At 41.5% G+C, this 24,801-nt stretch carries 28 protein-coding genes; 19 read left to right on the top strand and 9 right to left on the bottom strand.

What is annotated here, in order from left to right; genetic code table 11:
• The first annotated feature begins 54 nt into the window (after positions 1-54).
• Entirely contained in the window at positions 55-1,017 is a 963-nt protein-coding gene (locus NSTC731_RS07650) for an NAD(P)-dependent alcohol dehydrogenase (protein ID WP_445630290.1), read from the top strand.
• A 271-nt stretch (positions 1,018-1,288) separates the two neighbouring features.
• Here the strand turns inward: NSTC731_RS07650 and NSTC731_RS07645 are convergent, their stop codons facing one another.
• Positions 1,289-2,896 (bottom strand): PQQ-dependent sugar dehydrogenase, encoded by a 1,608-nt coding sequence (locus NSTC731_RS07645; protein ID WP_445630289.1) that lies wholly within the window; start codon positions 2,894-2,896, stop codon positions 1,289-1,291.
• Between the two features lie 156 nt (positions 2,897-3,052).
• On the opposite strand from NSTC731_RS07645, the gene NSTC731_RS07640 reads away from it, so the two are divergent.
• The 16 genes from NSTC731_RS07640 to NSTC731_RS07565 all read left to right on the top strand — a co-directional run bounded on the left by NSTC731_RS07640 (position 3,053) and on the right by NSTC731_RS07565 (position 14,502).
• Positions 3,053-3,226, top strand: a complete 174-nt coding sequence (locus tag NSTC731_RS07640; protein WP_445630288.1) for a hypothetical protein — start codon at positions 3,053-3,055, stop codon at positions 3,224-3,226.
• A 340-nt stretch (positions 3,227-3,566) separates the two neighbouring features.
• Positions 3,567-7,178 carry a HEAT repeat domain-containing protein gene (locus NSTC731_RS07635; protein ID WP_445630287.1) on the top strand — a complete coding sequence of 1,204 codons (3,612 nt, stop codon included), beginning with the start codon at positions 3,567-3,569 and terminating at the stop codon, positions 7,176-7,178.
• A 15-nt stretch (positions 7,179-7,193) separates the two neighbouring features.
• Positions 7,194-7,424: a hypothetical protein gene (locus tag NSTC731_RS07630; RefSeq protein WP_335215026.1), complete on the top strand. Its 231-nt coding sequence runs from the start codon at positions 7,194-7,196 to the stop codon at positions 7,422-7,424.
• The gene (locus NSTC731_RS07625; protein ID WP_445630286.1) at positions 7,417-7,677 is read left to right on the top strand and encodes a type II toxin-antitoxin system RelE family toxin; all 261 of its coding nucleotides are present in this window, start codon (positions 7,417-7,419) and stop codon (positions 7,675-7,677) included. Before NSTC731_RS07630 ends, NSTC731_RS07625 begins: the two co-directional genes overlap by 8 nt.
• A 2-nt stretch (positions 7,678-7,679) precedes the next feature.
• A complete protein-coding gene (locus NSTC731_RS07620; protein WP_445630285.1) occupies positions 7,680-7,904 on the top strand; it encodes a type II toxin-antitoxin system HicB family antitoxin in 225 nt (74 codons plus the stop codon).
• A 25-nt stretch (positions 7,905-7,929) separates the two neighbouring features.
• On the top strand, positions 7,930-8,184 hold the full coding sequence (locus tag NSTC731_RS07615) for a hypothetical protein (RefSeq protein WP_445630284.1): 255 nt from the start codon (positions 7,930-7,932) through the stop codon (positions 8,182-8,184).
• A 9-nt stretch (positions 8,185-8,193) separates the two neighbouring features.
• Positions 8,194-8,637 carry an HNH endonuclease gene (locus NSTC731_RS07610; RefSeq protein ID WP_445630283.1) on the top strand — a complete coding sequence of 148 codons (444 nt, stop codon included), beginning with the start codon at positions 8,194-8,196 and terminating at the stop codon, positions 8,635-8,637.
• A gap of 90 nt (positions 8,638-8,727) precedes the next feature.
• Entirely contained in the window at positions 8,728-9,204 is a 477-nt protein-coding gene (locus tag NSTC731_RS07605) for a hypothetical protein (RefSeq protein ID WP_445630282.1), read from the top strand.
• A gap of 286 nt (positions 9,205-9,490) precedes the next feature.
• Entirely contained in the window at positions 9,491-9,769 is a 279-nt protein-coding gene (locus tag NSTC731_RS07600) for a hypothetical protein (RefSeq protein WP_445630281.1), read from the top strand.
• 569 nt (positions 9,770-10,338) lie between these two features.
• Positions 10,339-11,079, top strand: a complete 741-nt coding sequence (gene cysE / locus NSTC731_RS07595; RefSeq protein WP_445630280.1) for a serine O-acetyltransferase — start codon at positions 10,339-10,341, stop codon at positions 11,077-11,079.
• Between the two features lie 52 nt (positions 11,080-11,131).
• Complete coding sequence (locus NSTC731_RS07590; RefSeq protein ID WP_069070444.1) at positions 11,132-11,362, top strand: Asr1405/Asl0597 family protein; 231 nt, start codon at positions 11,132-11,134, stop codon at positions 11,360-11,362.
• Between the two features lie 306 nt (positions 11,363-11,668).
• The gene (locus NSTC731_RS07585; protein WP_094349915.1) at positions 11,669-11,866 is read left to right on the top strand and encodes a DUF2949 domain-containing protein; all 198 of its coding nucleotides are present in this window, start codon (positions 11,669-11,671) and stop codon (positions 11,864-11,866) included.
• Positions 11,867-12,237: 371 nt separating this feature from the next.
• Positions 12,238-13,371 carry a homocitrate synthase gene (gene nifV, locus NSTC731_RS07580; RefSeq protein WP_445630279.1) on the top strand — a complete coding sequence of 378 codons (1,134 nt, stop codon included), beginning with the start codon at positions 12,238-12,240 and terminating at the stop codon, positions 13,369-13,371.
• Entirely contained in the window at positions 13,358-13,645 is a 288-nt protein-coding gene (locus tag NSTC731_RS07575; RefSeq protein WP_445630278.1) for a nitrogen fixation protein NifZ, read from the top strand. The genes nifV and NSTC731_RS07575 overlap by 14 nt, the downstream gene beginning before the upstream one ends.
• Entirely contained in the window at positions 13,620-13,823 is a 204-nt protein-coding gene (gene nifT, locus NSTC731_RS07570) for a putative nitrogen fixation protein NifT (RefSeq protein ID WP_069070440.1), read from the top strand. Before NSTC731_RS07575 ends, nifT begins: the two co-directional genes overlap by 26 nt.
• Before the next feature lie 136 nt (positions 13,824-13,959).
• On the top strand, positions 13,960-14,502 hold the full coding sequence (locus NSTC731_RS07565) for a (2Fe-2S) ferredoxin domain-containing protein (protein ID WP_445632040.1): 543 nt from the start codon (positions 13,960-13,962) through the stop codon (positions 14,500-14,502).
• A 132-nt stretch (positions 14,503-14,634) separates the two neighbouring features.
• Here the strand turns inward: NSTC731_RS07565 and NSTC731_RS07560 are convergent, their stop codons facing one another.
• The 5 genes from NSTC731_RS07560 to NSTC731_RS07540 form a co-directional block, all read right to left on the bottom strand.
• The gene (locus NSTC731_RS07560) at positions 14,635-14,976 is read right to left on the bottom strand and encodes a protochlorophyllide oxidoreductase (RefSeq protein ID WP_445630277.1); all 342 of its coding nucleotides are present in this window, start codon (positions 14,974-14,976) and stop codon (positions 14,635-14,637) included.
• On the bottom strand, positions 14,966-15,472 hold the full coding sequence (locus NSTC731_RS07555) for a hypothetical protein (protein WP_445630276.1): 507 nt from the start codon (positions 15,470-15,472) through the stop codon (positions 14,966-14,968). Before NSTC731_RS07555 ends, NSTC731_RS07560 begins: the two co-directional genes overlap by 11 nt.
• A gap of 648 nt (positions 15,473-16,120) precedes the next feature.
• Positions 16,121-17,050 carry an XDD3 family exosortase-dependent surface protein gene (locus NSTC731_RS07550; RefSeq protein WP_445630275.1) on the bottom strand — a complete coding sequence of 310 codons (930 nt, stop codon included), beginning with the start codon at positions 17,048-17,050 and terminating at the stop codon, positions 16,121-16,123.
• A gap of 498 nt (positions 17,051-17,548) precedes the next feature.
• On the bottom strand, positions 17,549-18,931 hold the full coding sequence (locus NSTC731_RS07545; protein WP_445630274.1) for a 1-acyl-sn-glycerol-3-phosphate acyltransferase: 1,383 nt from the start codon (positions 18,929-18,931) through the stop codon (positions 17,549-17,551).
• Positions 18,932-19,202: 271 nt separating this feature from the next.
• Positions 19,203-19,772: a Uma2 family endonuclease gene (locus NSTC731_RS07540; RefSeq protein ID WP_445630273.1), complete on the bottom strand. Its 570-nt coding sequence runs from the start codon at positions 19,770-19,772 to the stop codon at positions 19,203-19,205.
• Between the two features lie 174 nt (positions 19,773-19,946).
• Between NSTC731_RS07540 and NSTC731_RS07535 the strand changes: the two genes are divergently transcribed.
• Together NSTC731_RS07535 and NSTC731_RS07530 are read left to right on the top strand one after the other, a co-directional pair.
• Positions 19,947-21,755, top strand: coding sequence for a proline--tRNA ligase (locus NSTC731_RS07535; RefSeq protein ID WP_445630272.1), 1,809 nt, complete (start codon positions 19,947-19,949; stop codon positions 21,753-21,755).
• Positions 21,756-22,317: 562 nt separating this feature from the next.
• The gene (locus tag NSTC731_RS07530; RefSeq protein ID WP_445630271.1) at positions 22,318-22,929 is read left to right on the top strand and encodes a GerMN domain-containing protein; all 612 of its coding nucleotides are present in this window, start codon (positions 22,318-22,320) and stop codon (positions 22,927-22,929) included.
• 71 nt (positions 22,930-23,000) lie between these two features.
• Here NSTC731_RS07530 and NSTC731_RS07525 read toward each other — a convergent pair whose 3' ends face one another.
• From NSTC731_RS07525 to efp, 3 genes are all read right to left on the bottom strand, one after another.
• Positions 23,001-23,348 (bottom strand): ArsR/SmtB family transcription factor, encoded by a 348-nt coding sequence (locus tag NSTC731_RS07525; protein WP_094349905.1) that lies wholly within the window; start codon positions 23,346-23,348, stop codon positions 23,001-23,003.
• Positions 23,349-23,410: 62 nt separating this feature from the next.
• Positions 23,411-23,968, bottom strand: a complete 558-nt coding sequence (gene accB, locus NSTC731_RS07520) for an acetyl-CoA carboxylase biotin carboxyl carrier protein (protein WP_445630270.1) — start codon at positions 23,966-23,968, stop codon at positions 23,411-23,413.
• A gap of 108 nt (positions 23,969-24,076) precedes the next feature.
• The gene (gene efp / locus NSTC731_RS07515; RefSeq protein ID WP_109012189.1) at positions 24,077-24,634 is read right to left on the bottom strand and encodes an elongation factor P; all 558 of its coding nucleotides are present in this window, start codon (positions 24,632-24,634) and stop codon (positions 24,077-24,079) included.
• Positions 24,635-24,801: the final 167 nt, after the last annotated feature.

Genomic DNA, 24,801 nt, shown 5'->3' with positions numbered 1-24,801 from the left:
GAAAAACAGGCTGTCTGAGTTCATTCAGCAAAATATGGTAGCAGGAGGAATGTGATGAAAGCAGTCGTTATCCGTCGGTATGGCGCGACTGAGGTGTTGCAGTATGAAGACGTGGAGCAACCGAAAATTGAGCCAACACAATTACTTGTGAAAGTTCGTGCTAGTAGCGTTAATCCCATTGATTGGAAAATTCGTCAGGGAATGTTGAGTTTAATTACTGGCAGCAAATTTCCGAAGATTCTGGGGTTCGATGTGGCGGGAGATGTCGTAGCTGTTGGTTCTGGTATCACCCGTTTTAAACCAGGAGATGCTATTTATGGCTGTACTGGCTTCCCTGGAGGAAGTTATGCCGAATTTGCAGCTGTTCCAGAAAACTTGGTGGCGCTTAAACCAACGAACTTATCTTATGAAGAAGCTGCGGCTGTGCCGTTAGCAGCGCTCACCGCTCTGCAAGCGCTACGAAATGAGGGAAATATTCAAACAGGAACTGTATTGATTAATGGGGCTGCGGGCGGTGTGGGCACTTTTGCAGTCCAAATTGCTAAAGCTTTAGGGGCAGTGGTGACAGGAGTTAGCAGTAGCAAAAATTTGGATTTGGTGAAATCTCTGGGAGCAGACCGCGTGATTGATTATACGCAGCAGGATTTCACTGAAGATATAGCGCAGTATGACATTATCTTTGATGCAGTGGGTAAGCGATCGCTCTCTCAAACCAAAAGAGTCCTCAAACCCAATGGAATTTATATCACCACACTACCCAGCCCCGAAGTCTTCTTAGAGAGCGTCTTAACAGCGTTGCTTCCCGGCCAAAAAGCGAAATTTATTTTGCAAAAACCCAACACTCAAGATTTGATTTATCTGAAAGAATTGATTGAAGGGGGTAAAATTCGTGTGGTAATCGATCGCACATATCCCTTACAAGAACTAGCAGCGGCTCATGCTTACAGCGAAACAGGTCGTGCAGTGGGGAAAATTGCGATCGCGCAGCCCGTCGTAGACATCGCAGTTTCTAGTTGACTTTTCAAACATCGTCTTATCTCATGTCTGGCTAAGGACTTATAATTTAGACCGCAGAGAGCAGGAGGAAAGAGGCGTTTCCGATTTTTGCACAGATCCGGTAATCATAAGTGATTAACCGGACTTGATATCAGACCTTTTGAAATTTTGGACTTTCTTGCAGAACGCTACGCGTAGCTTGCTTCCCCGGAGGGGTACGGCGTAAGCGTTCAGTAGAAAACTTTTAAAGTATTCAATCCAAAATTTAAAATCAACAATTCGGTGAGTCGTGCTACTTGACCTCTATAAACGAGATGATATTATCAAGGTCATTTCCAAGGGATTTATAATCACCAGCAGTATATTCACGGCATAAACCGTTACCATTTACATGTTGGCACACACGTACCCGTGTACCTGGTGGTATACTGAATGAACTAATAGTGTCATTACCAACAATATTTAAGTCACCTTGGTTGGCTTGGTATACTCCTGGAGTTGTAGGAAAAGATTGGGAAATTCCGCCAAAGTTAGGGTCTCTGTAGACCTTAACTTGTTGTGACGGTGTGTATGAAAGCTTATAGATAGCGCCGCTGTAGTCATCCGAAATTAACAAATTACCTTGCTGGTCTACTACCATATCCACGGGTCGCCCCCAGGTTTCTTGCGTTGTCGGAACTACCCAACCGGTGACTAAATCTATCTCTTGTCCTGGGGTTTTTGTTGTACTGTTCCAGGGAAAGTAAGCTATTCTGTAGCCCGTTTTCTTCTGCCGATTCCATGAACCATGCAACCCTGTTACTACCCCATTTGAGTATAGACTGGGAAAGTTGGTATTTTGTAAGAATGTTAGTCCCAAGGGAGCTGAATGGGCTTGGATACCTTTGCTAATCCTGTCCATTGCATTGCAATTAACACTTCCATTAGCATTGAACTGATAGTCGCGGTCAAATGGCATATTGTCAAGGCCATTTGAGGTGTCAGGATTGGGATTGCAGAATGGCCAACCGTAGTTACCGCCATCTCGAACTTTCGTAAACTCTTCTGGTGGGTGGTTGTCTACATAAGAGGGGATAATCTTACCGTAATTGCCACTGCTATCGTTGAAGGGATAGGCGATGTTATCTCGATTATTAACGACTACCCAAAGATCGTTTGTACCAGGTAAGAATGCTAACCCTTCGGCATTACGTAAACCTTGAGCAAAAAGCCGCTGATTGGTTCCATTAGCGTTGTACTGGTAAATTGCACCACGCTTTGGAGTACTGACGGTATCTTCCTTACAGGCATTGCATGTAGAGGCGATCGACACGTAAAGTTTATGGTTGGCATCAAGTGCGATATTTTTCAGTTCGTGACCATAAGCGCCTTTGAGTTCCCGTGTGCTGCTGTCTGGTAAGGCAACTACAACGATTTGACGATTTTTTGCGATTAAGTCTCCAGAGTTGTAGATGAAGCGGTTAATTTGATGACTCTCAGAGATATAAACGTATGTGGTGTTATCAATCTTATGAAACACAATGTCGTGTGGTTTGCGTAGACCCGTTACAAAGTCAGAAATAATCGGGTCTTTGCTGCCATTTGGGCGGACAATTAACACTTTACCGGAACTGGGCTGTGATACTAGAAGATCCCCATTGGGAGCAACTGCCATAAAGCGAGCTTTGTTAATGCGAGCATAAACAGAGATAGAAAAATTGGGCGGCACTTTCAAGTAACGGGGAATATTAAAGGGCCAAGAGGTCATTGTACTAGGCACTTTCAGCTTGGTTTCAACAGACGCAGGGGGGGGTTGACCGATCGCTGCGTTGCTAAGAACCTCTAAGGACATCAAACTAATTAGTGATGCGGATAGTATGCGTCCAAGTATCTGTGTTGGTTTTAGAGTAGATGCAACCATTTTGAACTTCCCTCTAGCTTGGTAGCGATATATTACACATAATTCTTGGCTAGCCGATTCAACCAAGAATTTGAACAAAGTTAACTCAGGACTATTATTTTTTTTAAATACTTAAAATATCTTTATCTACTGCTATTTTTTCTAACTCATCAAAAAATGGGTGAATCGATAAAAAAGGCAGAGCGATCGCTCTTGTCAACTAACATATTTCTCAAGCTACTTAGCCTCGAAACCATTATGCAGAGCGTCTTAACAGCTTTCCTTTCCGGTCAAAAAGCCAAGTTTGTGTTTGACAAACCCAACGCTGAGGACTTGGTTTTTCTCAAATAGTGGTAATTGATTGCACGTATCTTTTGGTATAACTAGCGGCGGCTCATGGTTGTAGCGAGAGTGAGGTGAGGTGAGCCTGCTATGGGGGAAATTGCGATCGCTCGGCATAAATCCAGATAATCTTGATTAATCTGCGAAAAACTAACACCAAACCTACCCCCTAAGCCCTTTCCCGAAGCGTGAAAGAAAAAAAATTCAAAGTCTCTCTCCTTTTAGGAGAGAGATTTAGAGAGAGGTTCTTCAGATACCTGTGATGTTTCTGCGATCGCCCTGAAATCTGGAAACATGACTCCAGCTAGTGGATATACTCGTAATCAAACTCTCAACAGAAGCGAGTATTATGCTGGACTGGTTAGCTATGTGGGGTATAACTCAGACCGCCGGGTTGATTTTTAAACCCATTCTGGAAGACTTAGCCAAGGATGCAGCTAAAGATTGGGCTAAAGATTTATTAAAAGGCATTCCTGGCAAGATTTTCCAGAAGCTTAAGAAGGAAGACATAGAAATTGCTGCTGGTAAAGCCTTAAAGGAATTTTTGCAACTAATGCAGCAGCAGTTAAAGGTTCGTTGCAAACTTGCTGAAACTGAGATTAAAGAGTACACCAAAGATATCCAGAAATTTATCAGCGATAAGTCGGTTGCAGAAACTCTTGGTAAGGCTTTTGATATTAATTGTGAATCTCTAGACGCTAAAACTCTAGAAGATAGTTGGAACAGGCTGCAATTAAAACCTCTGCCATCTAAGTTTAACTGGCAATCACTTACAGAACAGTATTTTACACAAGTCCAAGAACTTCTTTTAGATTTAAAAGAATTACACCATATCCTAGAATTACAAAAATTATCTGATATTGAAATAAATACCAAAGAAATTGCTGGTGTTATTGTAGATTTTAATTTAGTGAAATATCAAGAAGGAATCCGCGAACGCTATGGAAATCTCAAGTTAGATAGCTTAGATACTAGCGGCTATGCCTATAACGAACTGAAATTATGGCGGATTTTTACTGCTCAAAATGTCCGGGAAACTCATCAAGTTTTAGCACAAGTTCACGAACTGCCTAAAGAACATCTTAGACGGCTGCGAGAAAGTGACCAAGTAGAAGCTGTTGAATTAGAAGAATTAGAACGCCACAAAAGAGTTTATTTTGAACAACCGATCCGTTCAGTTTTAGATGTTGTCAATAAAAAGCAAGATTATAAATATCTTGTGATTTTGGGCGATCCTGGTTCAGGTAAGTCTACATTGTTGCAATTTCTGGCTTTGAATTGGGCTGAGTCTCCCCTGGATAATGTTATCTCATTACCAATTCCGTTGCTAATTGAATTACGCACTTATATGCGGCGACGGGAAGATAAAGAGTGCAATAATTTTCTCGAATTCTTCCATCAATGTAGTGGTGCAATTCATCATCTCAATCAGCTTGAACTAGATAAACAATTAAAAGCTGGTAATGCCTTAGTGATGTTTGATGGTTTGGATGAAGTCTTTGACCCTGGTAAGCGAGAGGATGTAATTACTGATATTCATCGCTTTACTAATGACTATCCTGATGTGCAGGTAATTGTCACTTCTCGGATTATTGGCTATAAACCGCAACGATTGCTTAATGCTGAGTTTCGCCACTTTATATTACAAGATTTAGACTCAGAACAAATTCAGGATTTTATCAACCGTTGGCATGAGTTAACTTTTACCGATGCAGTAGATAAAGAGAGAAAGCGGGAACGGCTAAAAAGAGGAATTGCAGCTTCCAAATCTATTGCAGAATTGGCGGGAAATCCTCTGCTGTTGACGATGATGGCAATTCTGAATCGCAATCAAGAGCTACCAAGAGATAGAGCCGAGCTTTATAATCAAGCATCGCGGGTACTGCTGCATCAATGGGATGTGGAGCGCGTTTTGATTGAAGATAAGAGGTTAGACCCCAAGACTATTGATTATAAAGATAAGCAAGCGATGCTGCGTCAGGTTGCTTATCTTATGCAAACTGGTGAGAAAGGTTTGGCAGGGAATTTGATTAATGAAAATGATTTAATCAAAGTTCTGACTGATTATCTCAAAACCATAGAATTTGATAAACCTAGAGAAGCTGCGCGGGTGATGATTAATCAACTGCGGACTCGCAACTTTATGTTATGTTTCCTGGGTGCGGATTATTATGCTTTTGTGCATCGAACATTTTTAGAATATTTCTGTGCTTGGGAGTTTGTCTGGCAGTTTAAAGAAACGCAAACGCTGACTATTGAGGAACTTAAGAATGAAGTTTTTGGCAAACACTGGCAAGATGAAAGTTGGCATGAAGTTTTGCTGCTAATTGCGGGAATGATTGAGGCTAAATTTGTTGGGGAGATTCTTGATTATTTAATGGAGCAAGATGGCGAAGAGGAAAAGTTTGTCAATCTCTTTTTAGCGGCTAAGTGTCTTGTCGAGGTGAGAAATCGCTCGGCGATCGCGTCAACTGCTACTAAATTACTTAACAAGCTAAAAGATTTAACTAAATATGACCTCTGGTACTATTACGTGCCCTATCAAGATGAAGAAGAAACTAAGCTAATTCAGGAAATTCGTACTCAAGCAGTTGCAACAGTCGGCTCAATTTGGAAAGATAATCCTGATACATTACACTGGCTTAAAGACCTTGCTACTGTTGAGAAATCTGGAAATGTTCGACGTTCAGCCATCCAAGCATTGGCCAAGAATTTTAAAGATGACCCAGATACCCGCCCCATCTTCCAAGACCGCGCTACTACTGATAAATCTGAAAATGTACAACGTGCAGCCATTGTGGCATTGGCTAGAAATTTCCCAAATGATCCCGATACTCAAACCTTTTTTCTAGATTGCACCACTGCTGATAATTCCGATGTGCGATGTGCAGCCATACGAGCATTAGCTAGAAATTTTCCAGATGATGCCAATACCTGTACAATCCTTAAAGCTCACGTTTGTGCTGATAAATTTGCAAATGTGCGACTTGCAGCCATCCAAGCATTAACTAGAAATTTCCCAAATGACCCGGACACCCATACCATTCTCCAAGACCGTGCCATTGGTGACTATAATTCGGATGTACGACGTACAGCTATTGAAACATTAGCTAGCAATTTTCCAGATGACCCCAATACCTGCACAATCCTGCAAGACTGTGCCACCGATGATAAAAGTGAGGATGTGCGACTCGCAGCTATTCAAGCATTAGCTAGGAATTTCAAATATGACCCCAATATTTGCACAATCCTCCAAGACCGCGCTACTGCTGATAAGAATGAGGATGTGCGACTTGCGGCCATTCAAGCATTAGCTAGGAATTTCAAATATAATCCCAATACTTGCACAATCCTCCAAGACCGCACCACTGCTGATAAATCTAAGAATATACGAATTGCAGCCATCCAAACATTAGCTAGAAGTTTCAAATATGATCCTAATACTTGTACAATTCTTCAACACTGCGCCACTGATGATAAAAATGAGGATGTTAGACTTGCAGCCATTCAAGCATTAGCGAGCAATTTTTCAGATGATACCAATACTGATACAACCCTGCAAGACTACGCCACTAGTGATAAATCTGGGAATGTACGACTTGCAGCCATTGAAACATTAGCTATCAATTGTCCAGATGACCCCAATACCTACACAATCCTTCAAAAACAAACCACACATGATGATTCGGATGTGCGATGTACAGCCATCCAAATATTAGCCAAGCACTTCAGGTATCAACCTGAGTTATTTGACACTTATTATAACTGCGCTTTCTGTGACCCTTTTGAGCGTAAGCAAAGCAGCGACACTAACCCTCGGCGGATTGCACTAGAGATAATTATCAAGCAATATTCTCAACATCCCCAGACTTTGCCACTATTGCGTGACCGAGCAGAGAATGACCCAGATAAGAAAGTGCGGGAGTATGCTCAGAAAAAGTTGGCACAATTAGAGAAGTAAAAGAGCAGTGAAAATATGAACAACACAGAAGTTCGTCAGCAAATTAACCAATATCTAGATGGATTATCTTCAGAACGCTTACAACTGGTTGCTGATTTTTTAGCATATCTAGCAGATAAGGAGAGTGAAGATGCTACCCAAGAGTTACTTGATATCCCTGGATTTATTGAATCATTTGAAGAAGGTAAAAAAGATATTGCTGAAGGTCGGGTAAAAAGCTGGAGAACAATTCGGTCTGATGTATAACGTTGTGTTATCCGCTAAAGCCGAGGATCTTTATGCTACAGCAGACCAAGCTTTAGCCAAAAAGGTTGCTAGATGCTTTGAGCAACTAGAACAAAATCCTCGGTTTCATCCTAATGTTAAACCTCTCAAAAGTGACTTTGCAGCTTATTATCGCTATCGCATTGGTAACTATCGAGTAATTTATCAAGTTGATGATGCAACAAATAAAGTTATGGTAACTACTATTGCTCATCGGCAAGAAGTTTATGAATAAATATGAAATATACAATTGTGATTCAATGGTCAGAGGCAGATCAATGTTATGTGGTTTCGCTACCTGAGTTTACGGACATAATGCAGCCTTGCACTCACGGAGAGACTTACGAAGAAGCTCTTAAAAATGCTCAAGAAGTTTTAGAAATGCTGATTGAGTCATCTTTAGCTGACGGTGAAACTTTACCAGAGCCTCAAACGCTAGGACAGTCTTTGGAAGTTGCATAAAATTTAGGAAGAAAAAAGGTAGCTTATGAACACATCTATAAATACAGCCAAAGTCTACGATGAAATTATAGAGTTTATTGCTGCTGGAACCACTCCCCAAAGTGTTATCGATTTCAAACTCTCGGATGCAGCCAAAGACCGTTTAGAGGATTTAGTTTATTGCGCAAAAACTGAAGGTCTTACTGGAAGTGACCAGCGAGAGTTACAGCATTTCCTCACCCTAGAGCATATTATGACTTTAGCAAAAGCAAGAGCTAATCAGTACATTAACCCTAAGTAAGTATTCAAAATGCCTTGTCCATATATTAATGCAGAACAGTGGCGTTTAGTTTGCGATCGCGCCGAGCATATTTGCGAGTACTGTCTCGTCTCTGAAGTAGATAGATCGTCAGGTTGTCAAGTTGACTATATAATCAGCGTCAAACACGGCGGCGCTACAACAGAAGATAATCTCTGCTATGCCTGTATCTTCTGTAACCTGCAAAAAGGGACAGATTTAGGATCAATTAATTGGCAAACTGGCGAACTTGTACGGTTTTTTAACCCACGCAGAGACTTTTGGGGCGATCATTTTCGGCTAGATGAGGCTGTAATTCAGCATCAAACAGATATCGGTGAAGTTACCGCACGCATCCTAGATTTTAACGGCGATGAAAGGATTATAGAACGACAAGCTTTGATTGCATCTGGTCAGTATCCCTCAGCATCAGCGCTAAAACTGATAAATAAATAGGTTATGATGTGCGATCGCATCTACCAATGGGAATTCTATACTTAGCAACTATTGCTACTTCACCATTAGAACTCCCAAGGTAAATATATAATGGCTTATCAGAATATTGCAGCCACCCTTTCGCCACAAGATATTCAAGAAATTAAAGCCGCGCTACAGACAGTCCAAAAAAAGATGCCGTTTCTGATTACTCTCAGCACTGAAGAACGGCGTAAGTTAGTAAAAATGGGCGATAAAAGCCTAGCCTTTGTGAACAATAGCATTACTGCTGCTCAGTCTAACCGCGAAATTCTTCCAGCCACTTTTGACGTTGACGAACTGGTTCAAGATTATCAGTTAGCTGCTGCGCTAACCGAACTTTTAATCTCAATGCAGCAACTCACTGAACAGGTAGATGATACCCTAATGGCTGTCGGTAGTGAAGCTATGACTAGCAGTTTGACTGTTTATGATTACGTGAAGACTGCATCAAAAAAGACTCCGGGCTTAAAAACTGTCGCTGAACAGTTGGGCGAACGTTTTAAAGCTATTGGTAGAGGCAAATCTGCTAAAACTCCTGTCTCTTGATAAATTAATACTCATCGGCGAGTCTCATATTTTTTTCAAAAATCTTTGTGATATAGTGCTTCTCGCTTGTACGCAATACATTTTGACCTCTCTCCAAACCTCTCTCCTAAAAGGAGAGAGGCTTTGAATCTTACTCCCCTTCCCTTGTAGGGAAGGGGTTGGGGGTTAGGTCTTTATTGAACTCAACACAGAAGCACTATAAATAAATTCGCTGTAGGGGTGTACAAATGTACGCCCCTATTTTGTTTATCCACCTTTTATCTCCGTCAACGAGTATTTGAACTGGATGAATCCACCTTTGATCTCCGTTGACGAGTATTTGAACTGGATGAATCCACCTTTGATCTCCGTTAACGAGTATTTGAACTGGATGAATCCACCTTTTATCTCCGTTAACGAGTGTTTGAACTGGATGAATCCACCTTTGATCTCCGTTAACGAGTGTTTGAACTGGATGAATCCACCTTTGATCTCCGTCAACGAGTGTTTGAACTGGATGAATCCACCTTTGATCTCCGTCAACGAGTGTTTGAACTGGATGAATCCACCTCTACAGGTTTATTGAGTAGGGGCGTTATGAGAACATTTACCTATTCTGCTGTTCTAAGATTTTGCGATCGCTATTCTCACACATCTATATAATAAGAAAACAGTTACAATAAGCGATAACTATATTTTGAAACGTATACATACATACAGACAGCAAATCCTAAAAGAAAATAAAGAAACCTGTCTTTTGCCTTACCCAATAATAAGATACTAATAGTAATAGGATATACAAAAAATAGATTTATAGCCTTACCAAATTCATATTTGAGTGCATCTGAGTACAGCTTAATATATTGCAAAATATCTTGATAAAATCTTATCAAATGCTTACGGGTAAAGTTTCTTGTAGCATGAACATAAATTCTTAACCCCTGCCCCAAAAATACTAGTACCCCCATCATTAAATACTAGCGCCCCTACCCCAAGATAAATTTTAAGTTTATCTAGAGTCGGGGTTTTGGCGTTTGAGTACAACCTCAATCAATCCAATAAATCCAATCAGCATTGGGTTTTCTATCGAGTTGGATGTCACCTGATATAAGCATAAAAATAGCAGATGACTCTTCTACCAGATAGACATTACCGATGCAACAGTCTTTAGACAGTATTAGCGATCCCCCAAGTACCAAAATGCAGGATTCTGCCCGTACATCCATGCTGAAAAATTTACTCTCTGGCGTTTTTTTTGAGCCATTATTGAGTGATTTTCGCATTATTTTTGAGCGCGACCCAGCAGCACGGAACTGGCTAGAAGTGGTGTTTTGCTACCCTGGATTGCACGCGCTATGTTTGCATCGTCTTGCTCACTGGTTACATTGTCGAGGAGTCGGTTTTATCCCCCGTTTAATTTCTCATTTGGGGCGATTTTTGACAGGAATTGAAATTCACCCAGGTGCAGAGATTGGTGAGGGCGTGTTTATCGACCACGGAATGGGTGTAGTCATTGGTGAAACTGCGATCGTGGGTGACTATACACTGATTTATCAGGGCGTCACCCTTGGCGGAACTGGCAAAGAAACTGGTAAGCGTCATCCCACAGTCGGCAAAAATGCGGTGATTGGGGCGGGTGCGAAAGTTTTAGGTAATCTGCAAATTGGCGATCGCGTCCGTATTGGCGCAGGTTCCGTTGTCTTGCAGAATGTCCCTAGCGATCGCACTGTTGTCGGAATTCCCGGTCGAATTATTTCTCGCAACGAAAACGCCAGCCTTTCTCCTCTAGAACATGGAAAGCTACCCGATGTGGAAGCAACCGTGATTCGTTCTTTGCTCTCGCGCATCGAAGAACTCGAAAAACAACTGCAAACTTTAAAAGTCAAGAGTCATTAGTCATTAGCAAATGACAAAGGATAAATGACAACTGACAAAGGACAAATGACAAATGACAAATCACGTTTTGCAGATTCCTTTGAGCGATCGCTGGCGAATCTATCACCGTTTGCAAGAGTTAAAAATTAATTGCTCTTGCCCCCCCGATGGTTCTTTACGAGTGCAAGTGAACAATTTGCTGGAAGTAATTCTAATTCGTAGTACAGTTATGCAACTTCTCGCTTCTCGTCACGAATTATTAGAATGGCTAGAGCGTTGCTGGCGTTACAGTGATGAGTCATGATTATTTCAAAAAGACCTAATTTAGGCACGATTAATCTTGAATTCATGACGCAAGTACTGGACTTCATCGTTTTTGTTCATAGATGCACAAAGCTCAAATAGGTTTAGAGTTTGAAGCTACTGTCCGCTAGCAGAATTTGTTGCAGACTGAGATGGATTAGATGGGGTTTAGATTTTGTTGGGTCTACTTAATCTGAAATTTCTCTGACATATAGCAACAATTAAAAAGGCGAAATTCCTAAATATAAATTGGAATTTCTAATTTTTAACTATTTCCCAAATTAAGAAATTGAAAGTTCAATCAATTATGGCGACTCGGAACAGAGATATAAAACTACTCAATTTTTTGCACAATGAACTTGAACTTTCAAATGCCGATATTGCTGTAGCTCTGCGACACCGTGAATTAGAAAATGGCCCGCTACCGATGCTTCTGTGGCAGTATGGTTTCGTTGACTTGGAGCAACTAGGAAAAATTTTTGATTGGTTAGCAGACCAAAGTTAGCGAATTTGCACCTTTTGACGTTGAGTACCATTACCTGCCTAAATTACACCCACATACACTAGAAAAGATGAGGTTACGAAGATGATTACATCCTTAATTGCTGGCTTTTGTGTATTACTTTGTTCCGGATTTGCTAATAGTTATATTAGTTCATTGCTACTCGAAGACATTTCAACTGACATCGGTAAAAACGATTAGTAATTTATACATTGATTTAGTTCCCTGCCATACAGATGTGATGCTAATAATGGGGCAATAATTAAGGATCATGTATCCTACATTATGAATTGTGATATTTTTAGCATTTACCATCACGAGGGATTGTAGAGGGAAAGGATATTAAGAATACTTCCAAGAGAGGGATATTTGCAATGAATCAAATCATAATTAATGACACTACATTACGTGATGGCGAACAAGCAGCAGGTGTTGCCTTTACTCTACAAGAAAAAGTAGCGATCGCGAAGTTTCTCGATGCCATTGGTATACCGGAATTAGAAGTGGGTATACCGGCAATGGGTGACGAAGAAACGCGTGCGATCGCCGCAATTTCTAACTTGGGTTTACAAGCAAAACTCTTGGGCTGGAACCGCGCTGTCATCTCAGATATCAAGGCTTCCATCGCCTGTGGTTTGAATCGGGTGCATATTGCCATTCCCGTCTCTGGTATCCAAATTGCCACTAAATTTCATGGTCAGTGGCGAGTAAGTTTGCAAAAACTCAAAGACTCAATCCACTTCGCCCTCGACCAAGGTCTTTGGGTAGCAGTCGGCGGAGAAGATTCTTCCAGGGCTGATGAAAACTTCCTCTTAGATGTAGCACTTTATGCTCAAGAGTGGGGTGCATCCCGCTTCCGTTTCTGCGATACCGTCGGAGTTCTCGACCCCTTCACCACCTACACTAAAGTCCAAAGGCTGGTTTCAGCGTTGACGATTCCCCTAGAAATCCACACGCATAATGATTTTGGTCTGGCAACTGCTAATGCTCTTGCGGGTATCAAAGCCGGAGCTTCATCAGTGAATACCACAGTCAACGGATTGGGTGAAAGGGCAGGGAATGCAGCATTAGAAGAAGTTGTCATGGCGATTAAACGCATCTATGGCGTTAATTTAGGCATTGACACACCCAGTTTGCTGGAACTGTCTCAACTAGTTGCAGCCGCATCAGGAGCTAGCGTACCACCTTGGAAAGCGATCGTTGGCGAAAACACCTTTGCTCACGAATCTGGCATCCATGCTCACGGGGTATTGCAAAACCCCATCACCTACGAACCATTTGCTCCTGAAGAAGTGGGTTGGGAACGGCGTTTAGTAGTAGGTAAACATTCTGGACGGCATTTAGTTGCTAACTTGCTAGAACAGCATGGAATTTTCTTGAACTCTCAAGAAACCCAATCTGTTTTAGATGCAGTACGCCATCAATCGGTACAGAAAAAACGTAGTTTGACGACAGAAGAACTATTGAATTTGGTCAGAGAACAGAGGTACTCTCATGCAACGCGATGAATTAGAACTAAACTTGCCACCCGCTTTTGAAATCGGTGAAAAAGTCAGAGTTCGTAAACTGCTAAAAAACGATGGTACCTTTCCTGGTAGGGAAGTCGGCCAAGTTTTAGTCAACAAAGGAGATATCGGTTACATAGCGAGTATAGGCACATATTTGCAGACTTCCTATATATATGCTGTGCATTTCTTAGAAACAGGGTTTGTCGTCGGCTGCAAGAAAAAAGAACTAGAATCGGTTGAGGAGTCTCATGAAAGTAATGCTACGGATGAATGATGCCGGCACTTTAGTAGTTTACGTTGCTAAAAAAGACCTGGAAGAAGAAGTCGTCAAACAAACCGATGGAAATGATGGCAAGATTCTCACCCTAGCAAATGGTTGGGAATTAGAATTTCGTGAATTGCCAGACACAGCAAACTTACCTCAAACAGTAGAAGCTAAACGCCTAGCTTAACCAGAATAGGGAGTAGGGAGTGGGAATTTTAGATTTTAGATTTTGGATTTTGGATTAAATTTCAATCTAAAATCTAAAATTGAATTGACCCATGCCCAATGCCCCATGCCCAATTCCCAATAACTTTTTATCAATCATGGGTAACAAATATTTGACGTTATCAGAATTGAACCTTGAGGGACAGTTACTAGGTTTTGTTGGTGGTGAACCAGGAAAATATAAATACTTGCAATTGGCAGTTCCATCTGGAGATGTGGAAATTAAACTGCCTAAAGAGTTGCGTCGGTTACTAAGTTCATCCTTAGTTCCTGGTCAGAAAATTCGCGTTTGTGGTCATAGTAAGATAGACTCGCGCACAAGTAAAATTAAAATTAAAGCCTATAAGGTGACACCAATTGATGTGTGTCAAAAGCAAGATTTACCACCTCAAACCAAAGCGAGGATTATGGTATGTCAAAAGGGCGGTTGCTTGAAACGTGGTGGTAAAGGTTTATTATCAGATTTAGAAAAAACTTTGTGCGATCGCGGTTTGTTAGACAAAGTTACCATTGAACACACAAGTTGCCAAAAATGCTGTGGCAGCGCTCCCAACTGTGTTTTACAGCTTGGTAAAAAGAAATACAAGAATATTCACCCTGAAGCGATCGCATCTTTGCTAGAAAGTCACTTAACAGAGTAATAATCTTCTCTAGCTATTCTTAAAATAATACATAAATTTGTAGGGGTAAAAATTTTACCCCTATTTCTGTTGGTATAGTATAGCACCCTTGTCAAACTGCGATCGGCTAAAAAGTGTTTTCCTTTCTACTACTTATACTGTTAGCATTGTTTTTCTTTGGTATGACTTTTTTTCAAGACTTGAGTGATAGAGATACATCCAAGATACAGTTCTGAACCATTTACCACGACCTTTTCTGCAAGGCTCTAACATCTCATACTGAAACTTATGTTCGCTAGAGGATAATATATCTACATCATCCACAAATTTTGCTTGATTACTTAAAGCATGGTTGTGGCTTTTTGAATCTTCGACTTCAGGTAGCAAATGTGCTACTCCGAATAGTTGTCCCAAAGGAGACGTTTTCAGGAAAGCTTGCCTTTGGGTGTGAGTCATAACAACTTTTGACCCGGCTTTTATTGTATTACTGGCCATATAACTTTGGCACTCCTCTTAAGCTTTCTTGTTGATTACAGAAGGATAGGGCTGCTTTTCGCAAGAATCTGAAAGCATATCCATCTTCTTCTGGAGCGATTGTGACAGACCCCAAATATTCCATCCCCACATTATTACTATAATAGGACAAAGCCGTATCTAGAGCAACCAGGACAACCAGTGGTTCATCTGTTTCTGTTTGACACAACTCCAATGCAACCTTGGTTGCATACCAAATTAACCATTTGCCGATTGGTTCCATAAAGCGTTCAGCCCTTTCTCCTCGACTTGTAGGGTGAGCTTCTATCTGTTCTATCTCTAAAAACTTTGGAGAGCCGGGATAGGGATAAAGACCATATCGCACTAATCCCCAGACTTTACCCTCATAAACAAGTTTGACAATGTTTTGACAGTCAAAATCGGTATTCTGCCACAAATTAAACCAGTTAAAAGACCAATTAGTAGGCATATCATTGTTTGTAGCTGGAGAAAGCATAGCAATTTCCTCGACTGCCGATTTAATTCGGACTTTTACCTTATAGGAGCCAATGGTAGTCAATTAAGTTGTATAAACTTTTAGTAGCAAGGTTTCAGATTCATCGATTATAAAGAACTACCTAGTCAGATAGCAATTAACAGTTCAAGATAATTTATAGATTGCAATAGTAGAAGGAGAGAAATAGCCTCACCATCCCAATCAAATCAATCCTTCTATTGTGTGCTGAAAATCATTCGCTACATCAGCAACAGCTTGCCTATCACCCAAACGATTTTCTTTATAGGCTGGGTAACACTCAGAAATAGATATGGACTCACCTATAGTAATTTTGACTTTTTGTTTGCCTAATTATTGATGGATGCTGTAACAACATTTACCAAGATGGTTTAGAGAATTGCCTGAGTAGTTTTGTATTTGATAACTATATTATAAAAAAATGCCCTTACTAAAAAGTAAGAGCATTGAAGTTTACCTATTTAATCTTTAGTGAGTAAATCCATACAGCTTGGGATACTTTTCGCTTAAGCTTCATCCAAAATTTATTGACTCCAGCTATCATTTATTACGAGATAAAGTAGTCTTTTATCTTGTCTATAATCACTGAAGAGAAATCAAGCCCTATTGCGAATAGTCCCTACCCAATTGCTACGCTAATTTCTTACGTAGCTTGCTACCAGCCAAAGCCAGACCGACGATTCCTAAACCAGCGAGACTAGCAGGCTCAGGAGTCGATTGGACAATAGAAGATTTCTTGAATTCAAATGCAATGGTTTGTGTACCATTAAATTTGCTGGCATCATAGCCAGTGGTTAGCAACTGCTGGGTTATATTACCCTGCGCTAAAAACGAGATTCCACTCAGATAATTTCCAGAGTTGATGACATTGAGATTAAATGTATTGTCCTTGCCGTTATTGGTAAAGTAACTATTGGTCAAATCACCATAACCGACAATACCACCACCTTGTTTTACCTGACTTTCGTAAGAATTCCCTCCTCCTGCTAAACCACCATATGTAGCAATGGTGTAGCCTTCTTTGATATTAGTAACTGTCTTTGCCTGAACATTACTATAAACACCTAGTTGTTGTACCCCTGAAGCATTCGCTGAAGCGAAATGAATACCAAACAAATCTCCGCTGCTCATAGCATTGCCAAAGGTCTTACCGGCCATATTGAAGAACAAATCACCATATCCAATCTGGCCACCGGCAGCACCCTGTTCAGCCTCTCCTGTTAACTTCATATTGCCATTGATTGCCACAATGACGCTGGTAGCAGTTTCTTTGATAGCCATACCAGAGATATCGTAGGGATTTACTTTCCCTGGCGCGGCACCAACCCAGTAATTCCCGTTCATCCCATCTTTGTTTGAATCAAATGCATACTGCCACCCGTTAGCATCAGTGGAGTTTTTACCCATCAAAAGACCGGTAGTGTCGTTCAGACACTCCAAAGAGATGCTAAATGCTGTTCCCTTTAAGTCTGAGGCATAGGCTCCTTGACCAGCCACAAAGAAGATTCCAAAAGTAGCAATACCAACCTTCAGTAAATTGAATAAGTTTTGAGTTTTCATTATTTATAAATTGATTGATTTAGAGAATCACAATTTTTTGGACTCCTCTATTTGTAATTGGAATTACAAAAATATAAAAGCGTGATTTTTCGGAAAATATAATTTGGATAACTTAACGCTAATTTTATAAAAATCAAATAAAGAATGACATATTTAGTTACAATTGCCTTTATTTAACCCAATTGTATTAAAGTGAAATAGCAGCAAAGCCAAGTAGGTGTAGCAGACTACGATTATCTGCACCCATTGAATTAGATAGTTTTAAAAAACTTTTGGGTTTGTGTAAGCTTAATAAACTATATCCCGCCAGCATCTCCGTACAAAGCATCTAAACGCGCGATCTACTTTAGAAAGTAATATCCGATTCGGATGAACATTTGGGCATTTTCATTGCAACTTGCTATTTAAGGAAGTCAGGAGGCAGGGGTCGAAATGAATAAGGCTCCTGACGACTGACACCTTTATTCTGGTTTCTAGCAAAAAATGCAACCTTTCTAATCAAATCAAACCTTCCAACGCGTGTTGCAAATCGTTTGTCACATCAGCAACAGCTTGTTTAGCACCCAACCGATTTTCCTTATATACCGGGTAACGCTCAGAAATAGATATGGGTTCACCCACAGTTATTTTTACTTTTTGCTTACCTAATTGCGGACGCTGCACAGTTTTATTGCCTTTGATTTTAGCAATCATTTGCCATAAAATTAAAGTCGTCTCAGCAAATCTTTCTGCTGTTGGATTTTCACGAATATAATTACCAGAAACAGCCACAAAACTTTCTACTAAACGCATATGCCACATCCGCGCATTCGCTTCTTCTGCAATGCGATCGCCTAAAGCTCTTTCAACCGCAGATACTCCTTTGACATCTTTAAATTCTTCTCTAAATATATAATTCCAACCTGCTTGCTCGACTCGCCGGCAACGGTCACTCAAACTACCTTTTGACTGCAAATTAAAATACTGTTCTGAGATAAGCAGCGCTGCATTCAATAAAGCTTGTAAACGAACTGCTAATGCTTCATTTCTATCGGGAATTTGCCCGTTGACAATCTTGGGATCTGGCAGTTTTTGATGATAAAACCGGGTGTAAAATTCCTCCATGAGCAAAAGTAAATGTTCTGCCAAAGTCAACAACCGGGGATAAAGCGACTCTATAGAAGCATTTTCTGCTGGATTCACAGGTAAACCACTAGCCGCTTCCAATTCACTTAAAAGATTTGCGATCGCATCCCAAGGAGCATCAACGTAACTATATTTAATCCCAACTGGTACAATTAAAACCTGTTCGGGGCGTTCAGCTTTTTGCAAATCTTCAGCACACCAAAAGCCTAATTGGGCGATACCAGGTTCTAGCGGGCTGATATTTTCCGATAAACCATTGGTTGCACCCTCTGGCGCAGCCGCCATTGGGAATTTGCCATTGGCGAACAAGTCACGCGCCGAACGTAACCCCGTCCAGTCAGCCTTACCTCGCTGAATCGGAGTCCCACCTAAACGAGAAGCAATCCAGCCAACGTAGGAACCTGCCCAGAGAGGAATACCGCGATCGTAGATAAAATGAGCGTGAATGGGATGTTGTAGTTTTGTACCTTGCGATCGCGCTGTCTTTGGTACGAGTTGAGATAGCAAGTAGCCCAAACAAAACGGATCGTCTGTCTTCGGATGGCGAAATGCCAGCATAAAACGGATTTTACCCTCCTGAAACTGGCGATAGAGATCCACTAGAACCTCTACGTTATCTGCTTCAATTTGGCTAATAGGTGTTTGCCAGTTTATCCAACTGGGTAGTAATAGATGGACAACTCGTAGTAATAAAGGATTAAACGCGGGAGGAATAAATTCTAAGGGTGCCTGTGCTTGATAAATTACATCTGCCAAAGTAGTTTCTCCTAAAGATGCCCTGATTATAATCGCCTGATGGTTATTTTTTTAAGATATCCTAACGGCTGTAATATGCCCTGAGTAATAAAGTCGAAGTAAAACTGGTCTATTGTGCTGTGCTTGGCACATTACTCAGCTTAGAAAACTAGGATACCTTCTTAGTCTACGCAGATTATTTTAATGAAGCGTATTTACGCAGACTTATAAAGTATTTTCTGCTGCAATGGAAAGTGTTGGCAGATGTGGAGATTTAGCAGCACTTGCAAACTTAATAACAAGAAAGACTCAAACTAAATCCTGGCAATACATCTTCACCCGATAATTGTGTGGGTAAATTTTGCACTTTCGTATCTTGTTTTTGGCGATAAATTTCTACTTGCTGCTGTTGAGGGTTAATTAACCATGCCAATTGCACCCCTGCATCTATATATTCTTGCATTTTGGAACGCAACATTTCCAAATCATCTGTTGCTGACCTTAATTCAATCACAAAATCGGGTGCAATGGGGGGAAATTTGCGTCTTTGTTCGGGTGTAAGTGCTTGCCAACGTTCTCGTTGAACCCAAGCGGCATCTGGGGAACGGTCAGCACCATTAGGTAATTTGAATATAGTAGAAGAACTGAAAGTGTAACCGAGGCCAGTTTGCCGATTCCAGATTCCTAGATCGATAATTAAATCTGCTTCTCGATTGCCGCTTTCACCTCCAACGGGGGACATGATGATTAATTCTCCCTTGGCAGTGCGTTCAAATTTCAATTCGCGGTTATTTTGACATAAGTGATAAAATTGTTCGTCACTCAAGTGAACGGTGTCTAGTTTTAATGTCAAAGGACTCATAACCTAGACCTAGATTAAATAGTTGCAAAGATTATATCATGCGATATCTTAATGGCTGTAAGATGCCGACCGCACACCACGCAAGTTCAAAAACTAAGATGCTTTTCTGACGCGTGATTTCTAATCGCCAGTTGGTTTATAAACAAATTAGAGATTCTGGAAAGGGAATAAACGATGCGACTTTCACAAATGTTATTTGTTACACTGCGGGACGATCCGGCTGATGCTGAGATTCCCAGTCATAAATTATTACTCCGTGCAGGTTACATTCGTCGCATCGGTAGTGGTATCTATGCTTATTTGCCGCTAATGTGGCGGGTACTGCAAAAAGTTTCCCAAATTGTGCGGGAAGAAATGAACGCTACAGGCGCACAAGAATGTCTTCTACCGCAATTACAACCTGCTGATTTATGGAAGGAATCGGGACGCTGGGACACTTATACCAAAGCTGAGGGGATCATGTTTTCCCTAATTGACCGCCGGGAGCAACAATTAGGATTAGGCCCAACTCATGAGGAAGTAATCACAGCGATCGCTCGTGATATGATTCGCTCTTATCGCCAGCTACCACTAAATCTCTACCAAATTCAAACCAAATTCCGCGATGAAATTCGTCCCCGCTTTGGTTTAATGCGCGGACGAGAGTTTATCATGAAGGACGCCTATTCTTTCCATACCGATGAAGCTAGCCTGAAAGAAACTTACCAGGATATGTATAAAGCCTACAGCAATATCCTGCGGCGTTCTGGTTTAGCTTTTCGGGCAGTGGAAGCTGATTCTGGTGCAATTGGTGGTTCTGGTTCTACAGAATTTATGATTTTGGCGGAAGCTGGCGAAGATGAAGTTCTCTACACTGAGGATGGTAAATACGCAGCTAATGTAGAAAAGGCTGTTTCTTTACCAATTGACGCCGAAACCTCACGGTTTACAACCTATGAGAAACGCGATACACCTGGAACAGAAACGATTGAAAAGGTGTGTCAACTCCTCAACTGTTCTGCGACTCAATTGGTGAAAAATGTCCTTTATCAGACAGTTTATGATAATGGTGTAACGGTGTTAGTTCTGGTAAGCATTCGAGGCGATCAGGAAGTTAATGAGGTCAAATTGCAAAATGAACTGACTAAATTAGCTTCTGAATATGGCGCTAAAACGATTATTAGTTTGAATGTACCAAATGTAGAAGCCCAGCAAGCATGGACAACTAAATCTCTGCCTTTAGGCTACATTGCGCCAGATATCGCAGATGAGTATATTACTGCTAATAAACAGATCCATCCCAAGTTTTTGCGCTTGGTGGATCGAACAGCAGTTGATTTAAAAAACTTTATTACAGGCGCAAATGAAGCTGGTTATCACGTAGTTGGTGCTAATTGGGATGAGCAATTTAAGTTACCAGAGAGAGTAGTAGATATTCGTAAGTCAAGACCAGGCGATCGCGCCATTCATAATCCAGAACAAATCCTACAAAGCGCCCGTGGAGTTGAAGCAGGTCATATCTTCCAATTAGGTACGAAATACTCTCAAGCGATGGGTGCAACTTATACCAACGAACAGGGTGAAGAAAAGCCGCTAGTGATGGGTTGTTTTGGTGTCGGTGTGTCACGATTAGCCCAAGCTGCCGTCGAGCAATCTTACGATAAAGATGGGATTATTTGGCCAGTTGCGATCGCACCTTATCACGCGATCGTCACAATCCCTAACATTAAAGATGCTCAACAAATCGAAATCGCTCAAAAACTTTACACAGAACTCAATCAAGCCGGAATTGAAACCCTACTGGATGACCGCGACGAACGGGCGGGAGTGAAATTTAAAGATGCTGATTTAATTGGCATACCTTATAGAATGGTAACCGGGCGGGCGATCGCTAATGGCAAAGTTGAAGTTGTAGAAAGAGCCACCCGTAAATCTCAAGAAATTGCCATTGATGAAGTGACAACAACACTCAAAGGTTGGATTACAGAAGCAATAGGGCATTAGGAGTGCTGTTAGCGTCAGCGGGGCGTTTAGCCCGTGCTGAGTTAAGAGTAGAGACGCGATTAATCGCGTCTGTACAAGAGTTAAGAGTTATAGGGCTAGGTTAGGAGTTTTGTTTATCCCCTTGTCCTTTTGTCCCCAACTTCTAAGTAGATAGGTGCAAATAAAGATAACCAGTGTTCGCGCAGCGTCTCCTTCAGGAGAGGGTTGTCATTTGTCACTTGTACTGAGCGTAGTCGAAGTATTTGTCCTTATTCATTTGTAAGGGTTTTAGGTATATTTACATTTCGTAACCTAGTTAGGTTTTTTCTCGCCGACTTACTTAACTCCTAACTCCTAACTCCTAACTCTTAACTTTTCACTCTCGATTCTCAAAAATTTACATAATTTGGTAGGTGACGGATTAGAAATAAAAATTCTAAAATTGAATTAGGGGCTTACAGAATTAAGAAGCATTTAAGCCTCCTCTAGATTGTGGGAAACTCTCTACTTATAAGTATCGTCTTTAACCAGGCTGCTCCTCACATAACTACCATATCAGCCCTCAGTTAGGAAGGTTTTGAACATGAAAGACCAACAAGGATCTAATCGTATTTCTTCAGGCGTAATTGCAGCTGTATCAGCAGCGGTTGTAGCGGTGGGTGGCGGTGTAGCTTGGTTTACCACACAATCCAACAATCCTCCCACACCGTCAAACCCTTCTAGCCGAATTGAACAGCCAGCACAGCCATCAACTAGGCAGCCAGCTAATGAGCAAACCCCCAACGTTTATTGGCTAAGACCAAAAGACAAAAATGTTGCTTTGGTTCCCCAGCCTGTTAAAGTAGCTTCTGTACTACCCAACCAGGCTTTAGAAGCAGCTTTCCAAAGTTTGTTAGCAGGCCCAACAGAAGGAACAGATTCTACAACCATACCCAAAGGAACCAAGCTATTGGGGCTGAAGGCGGAAAAAGATGAAGTTCGCGTTAATTTATCTGAAGATTTTACTAGCGGTGGTGGTAGCACTTCAATGATGGGCCGCGTGGGACAAGTTGTTTACACTGCAACAACTTTAAATCCCAAAGCCAAAGTGTACATTGACGTAAACGGCAAACCGTTGGATGTTTTAGGCGGTGAGGGTCTAGAGTTACAACAACCACTCACTCGCGAACAGTTTCAAAAAGATTATCCGCTTTAGTCATTAGTCATTAGTCATTGGTCATAAGTTTTTTACAAATGACAACTGACAAATGACAAAGGACAAAAGACCTAACGTTTGCTATTTAATACGCGAAAATTACGGGCTTGCTGCTCCAACCTTGTGGCGAGGCGATCGCAAACCCGATTACACAACTCAAAAATCATTTGATCTTCCACCCGGTAATAGGCGCAAGTTCCTTCACTGCGGCGGCTAAGGATACCTGCTTGCCACATTACCTTCAGGTGCTTTGACACATTTGCCTGAGAAGTCTGTGTTGCCTCTACCAACTCTTGCACGCATTTTTCTTCATCCCGTAATAAGTGTAGCAGCCGTAGGCGCATTGGCTCACTTAATAGGCTGAAGTATTCAGCTACTTGTTGCACCACTTCTGGTGGTAAAGGCAACGTTTGTTTCATCAGGGTTGACCCACAAGGACTGAAAGTTTTAACAATGACTCATGTCATATATACATTAATACTTAATCAGGGTTAATTCGCATCAAAGGTTGACCATATTCTACAGCGTCGCCATTTTGGAGGAGAATTTCCATCACCTGTCCAGAGACTTCGGCTTCGATTTCATTCATCAGCTTCATGGCTTCAATGATACAGACTGTTTGACCCTTGCGGACGCGATCGCCCACTTCCACAAATGCCGCTTCCCCAGGCGCAGGAGCGCGATAAAACGTTCCTACCATTGGGGAAGGCACTTCTACTAATCTCTGGTCAATGGTTGAGGGAGAATTTACTGATAACTGCATTTGTGTGCTAGTTCCAGTATTCTCAAATACACGAGATGTGGACATCTCCGTTACCTGACTTCCGCTCATCTGGTTTCCCCCAGATGAACCTGATGTCAAGCCTGAACCTACCACACCGCCTAAAGTCCCTTGACCTACCGACAACATCTGATTGCTAATGCTCACAGCCTTACGGACTGTTAGCTCAAAATCATCGCTTTTGAGCGTGACTTCTGCAATATCTGTTTGTGCGATAGTTGCCAAAAGTTGGCGGATTTCATTAAAGTCCAATGGCACAGTTTTTATTACCTCGACCTATCCGTAAATGAGCATCTTAAGTGTGGCAGGGAATTAATCCCTATGTAGGGATTTAAATCGGGACTTGCATCTTTGTAGAGATGAAAGTTATTCCCTGCTGATATATTTGTCTTCCTGAGTATCAACCTTGATGCGTTCTCCTTGAGAAATAAACAAAGGAACCATCACAACTGCACCAGTTTCTAGAGTTGCTGGTTTTGAGCCACCTGTAGCGGTATCACCTTTTAAACCTGGATCTGTTTGGACAATTTCTAGAACCACAGACTTAGGTAACTCTACTCCCAGAACTTGGTCGCCCCACTTAATCACTTCGGCTTCCATACCTTCCTTCAGGTACTTGACGCGATCGCCAATTTGTTCGCGAGTCAATCTGCCTTCTTCGTAGGTTTCCATATCCATAAAGACAAACTCATCGCCTTCTTTATAGGTATGCTGCATCGTGCTTTTTTCTAGAGTGGCCTGCGGCACTGTTTCCCCTGCGCGGAACGTTTTTTCCATAACGCTCCCACTCTGGACATTTTTTAGCTTAGTTCGTACAAAGGCAGAACCTTTGCCTGGTTTGACGTGCAAGAATTCAAGCACTCGCCATACAGACCCATCCAATACAATTGAAACACCGGGTCGAAAGTCGTTACTGGAGATCATGAAACTTTCAAATTTTGGAAGACAATCGGCATTTATTGTACCCTTCAAGCGGAGTAATTAGCTATTTAGTCACGGGGCATTGGGCATTAGGAGTGCTGTTAGCGATAGCGGGGGGTTTAGCCCGTAGCTGTTAGCGTCAGCGGGGTGTTTAGCCCGTGCTGAGTTAG

The organism is Nostoc sp. DSM 114167 (genome assembly GCF_052692655.1).
This window is presented reverse-complemented; position numbering and strand designations above follow the sequence as displayed.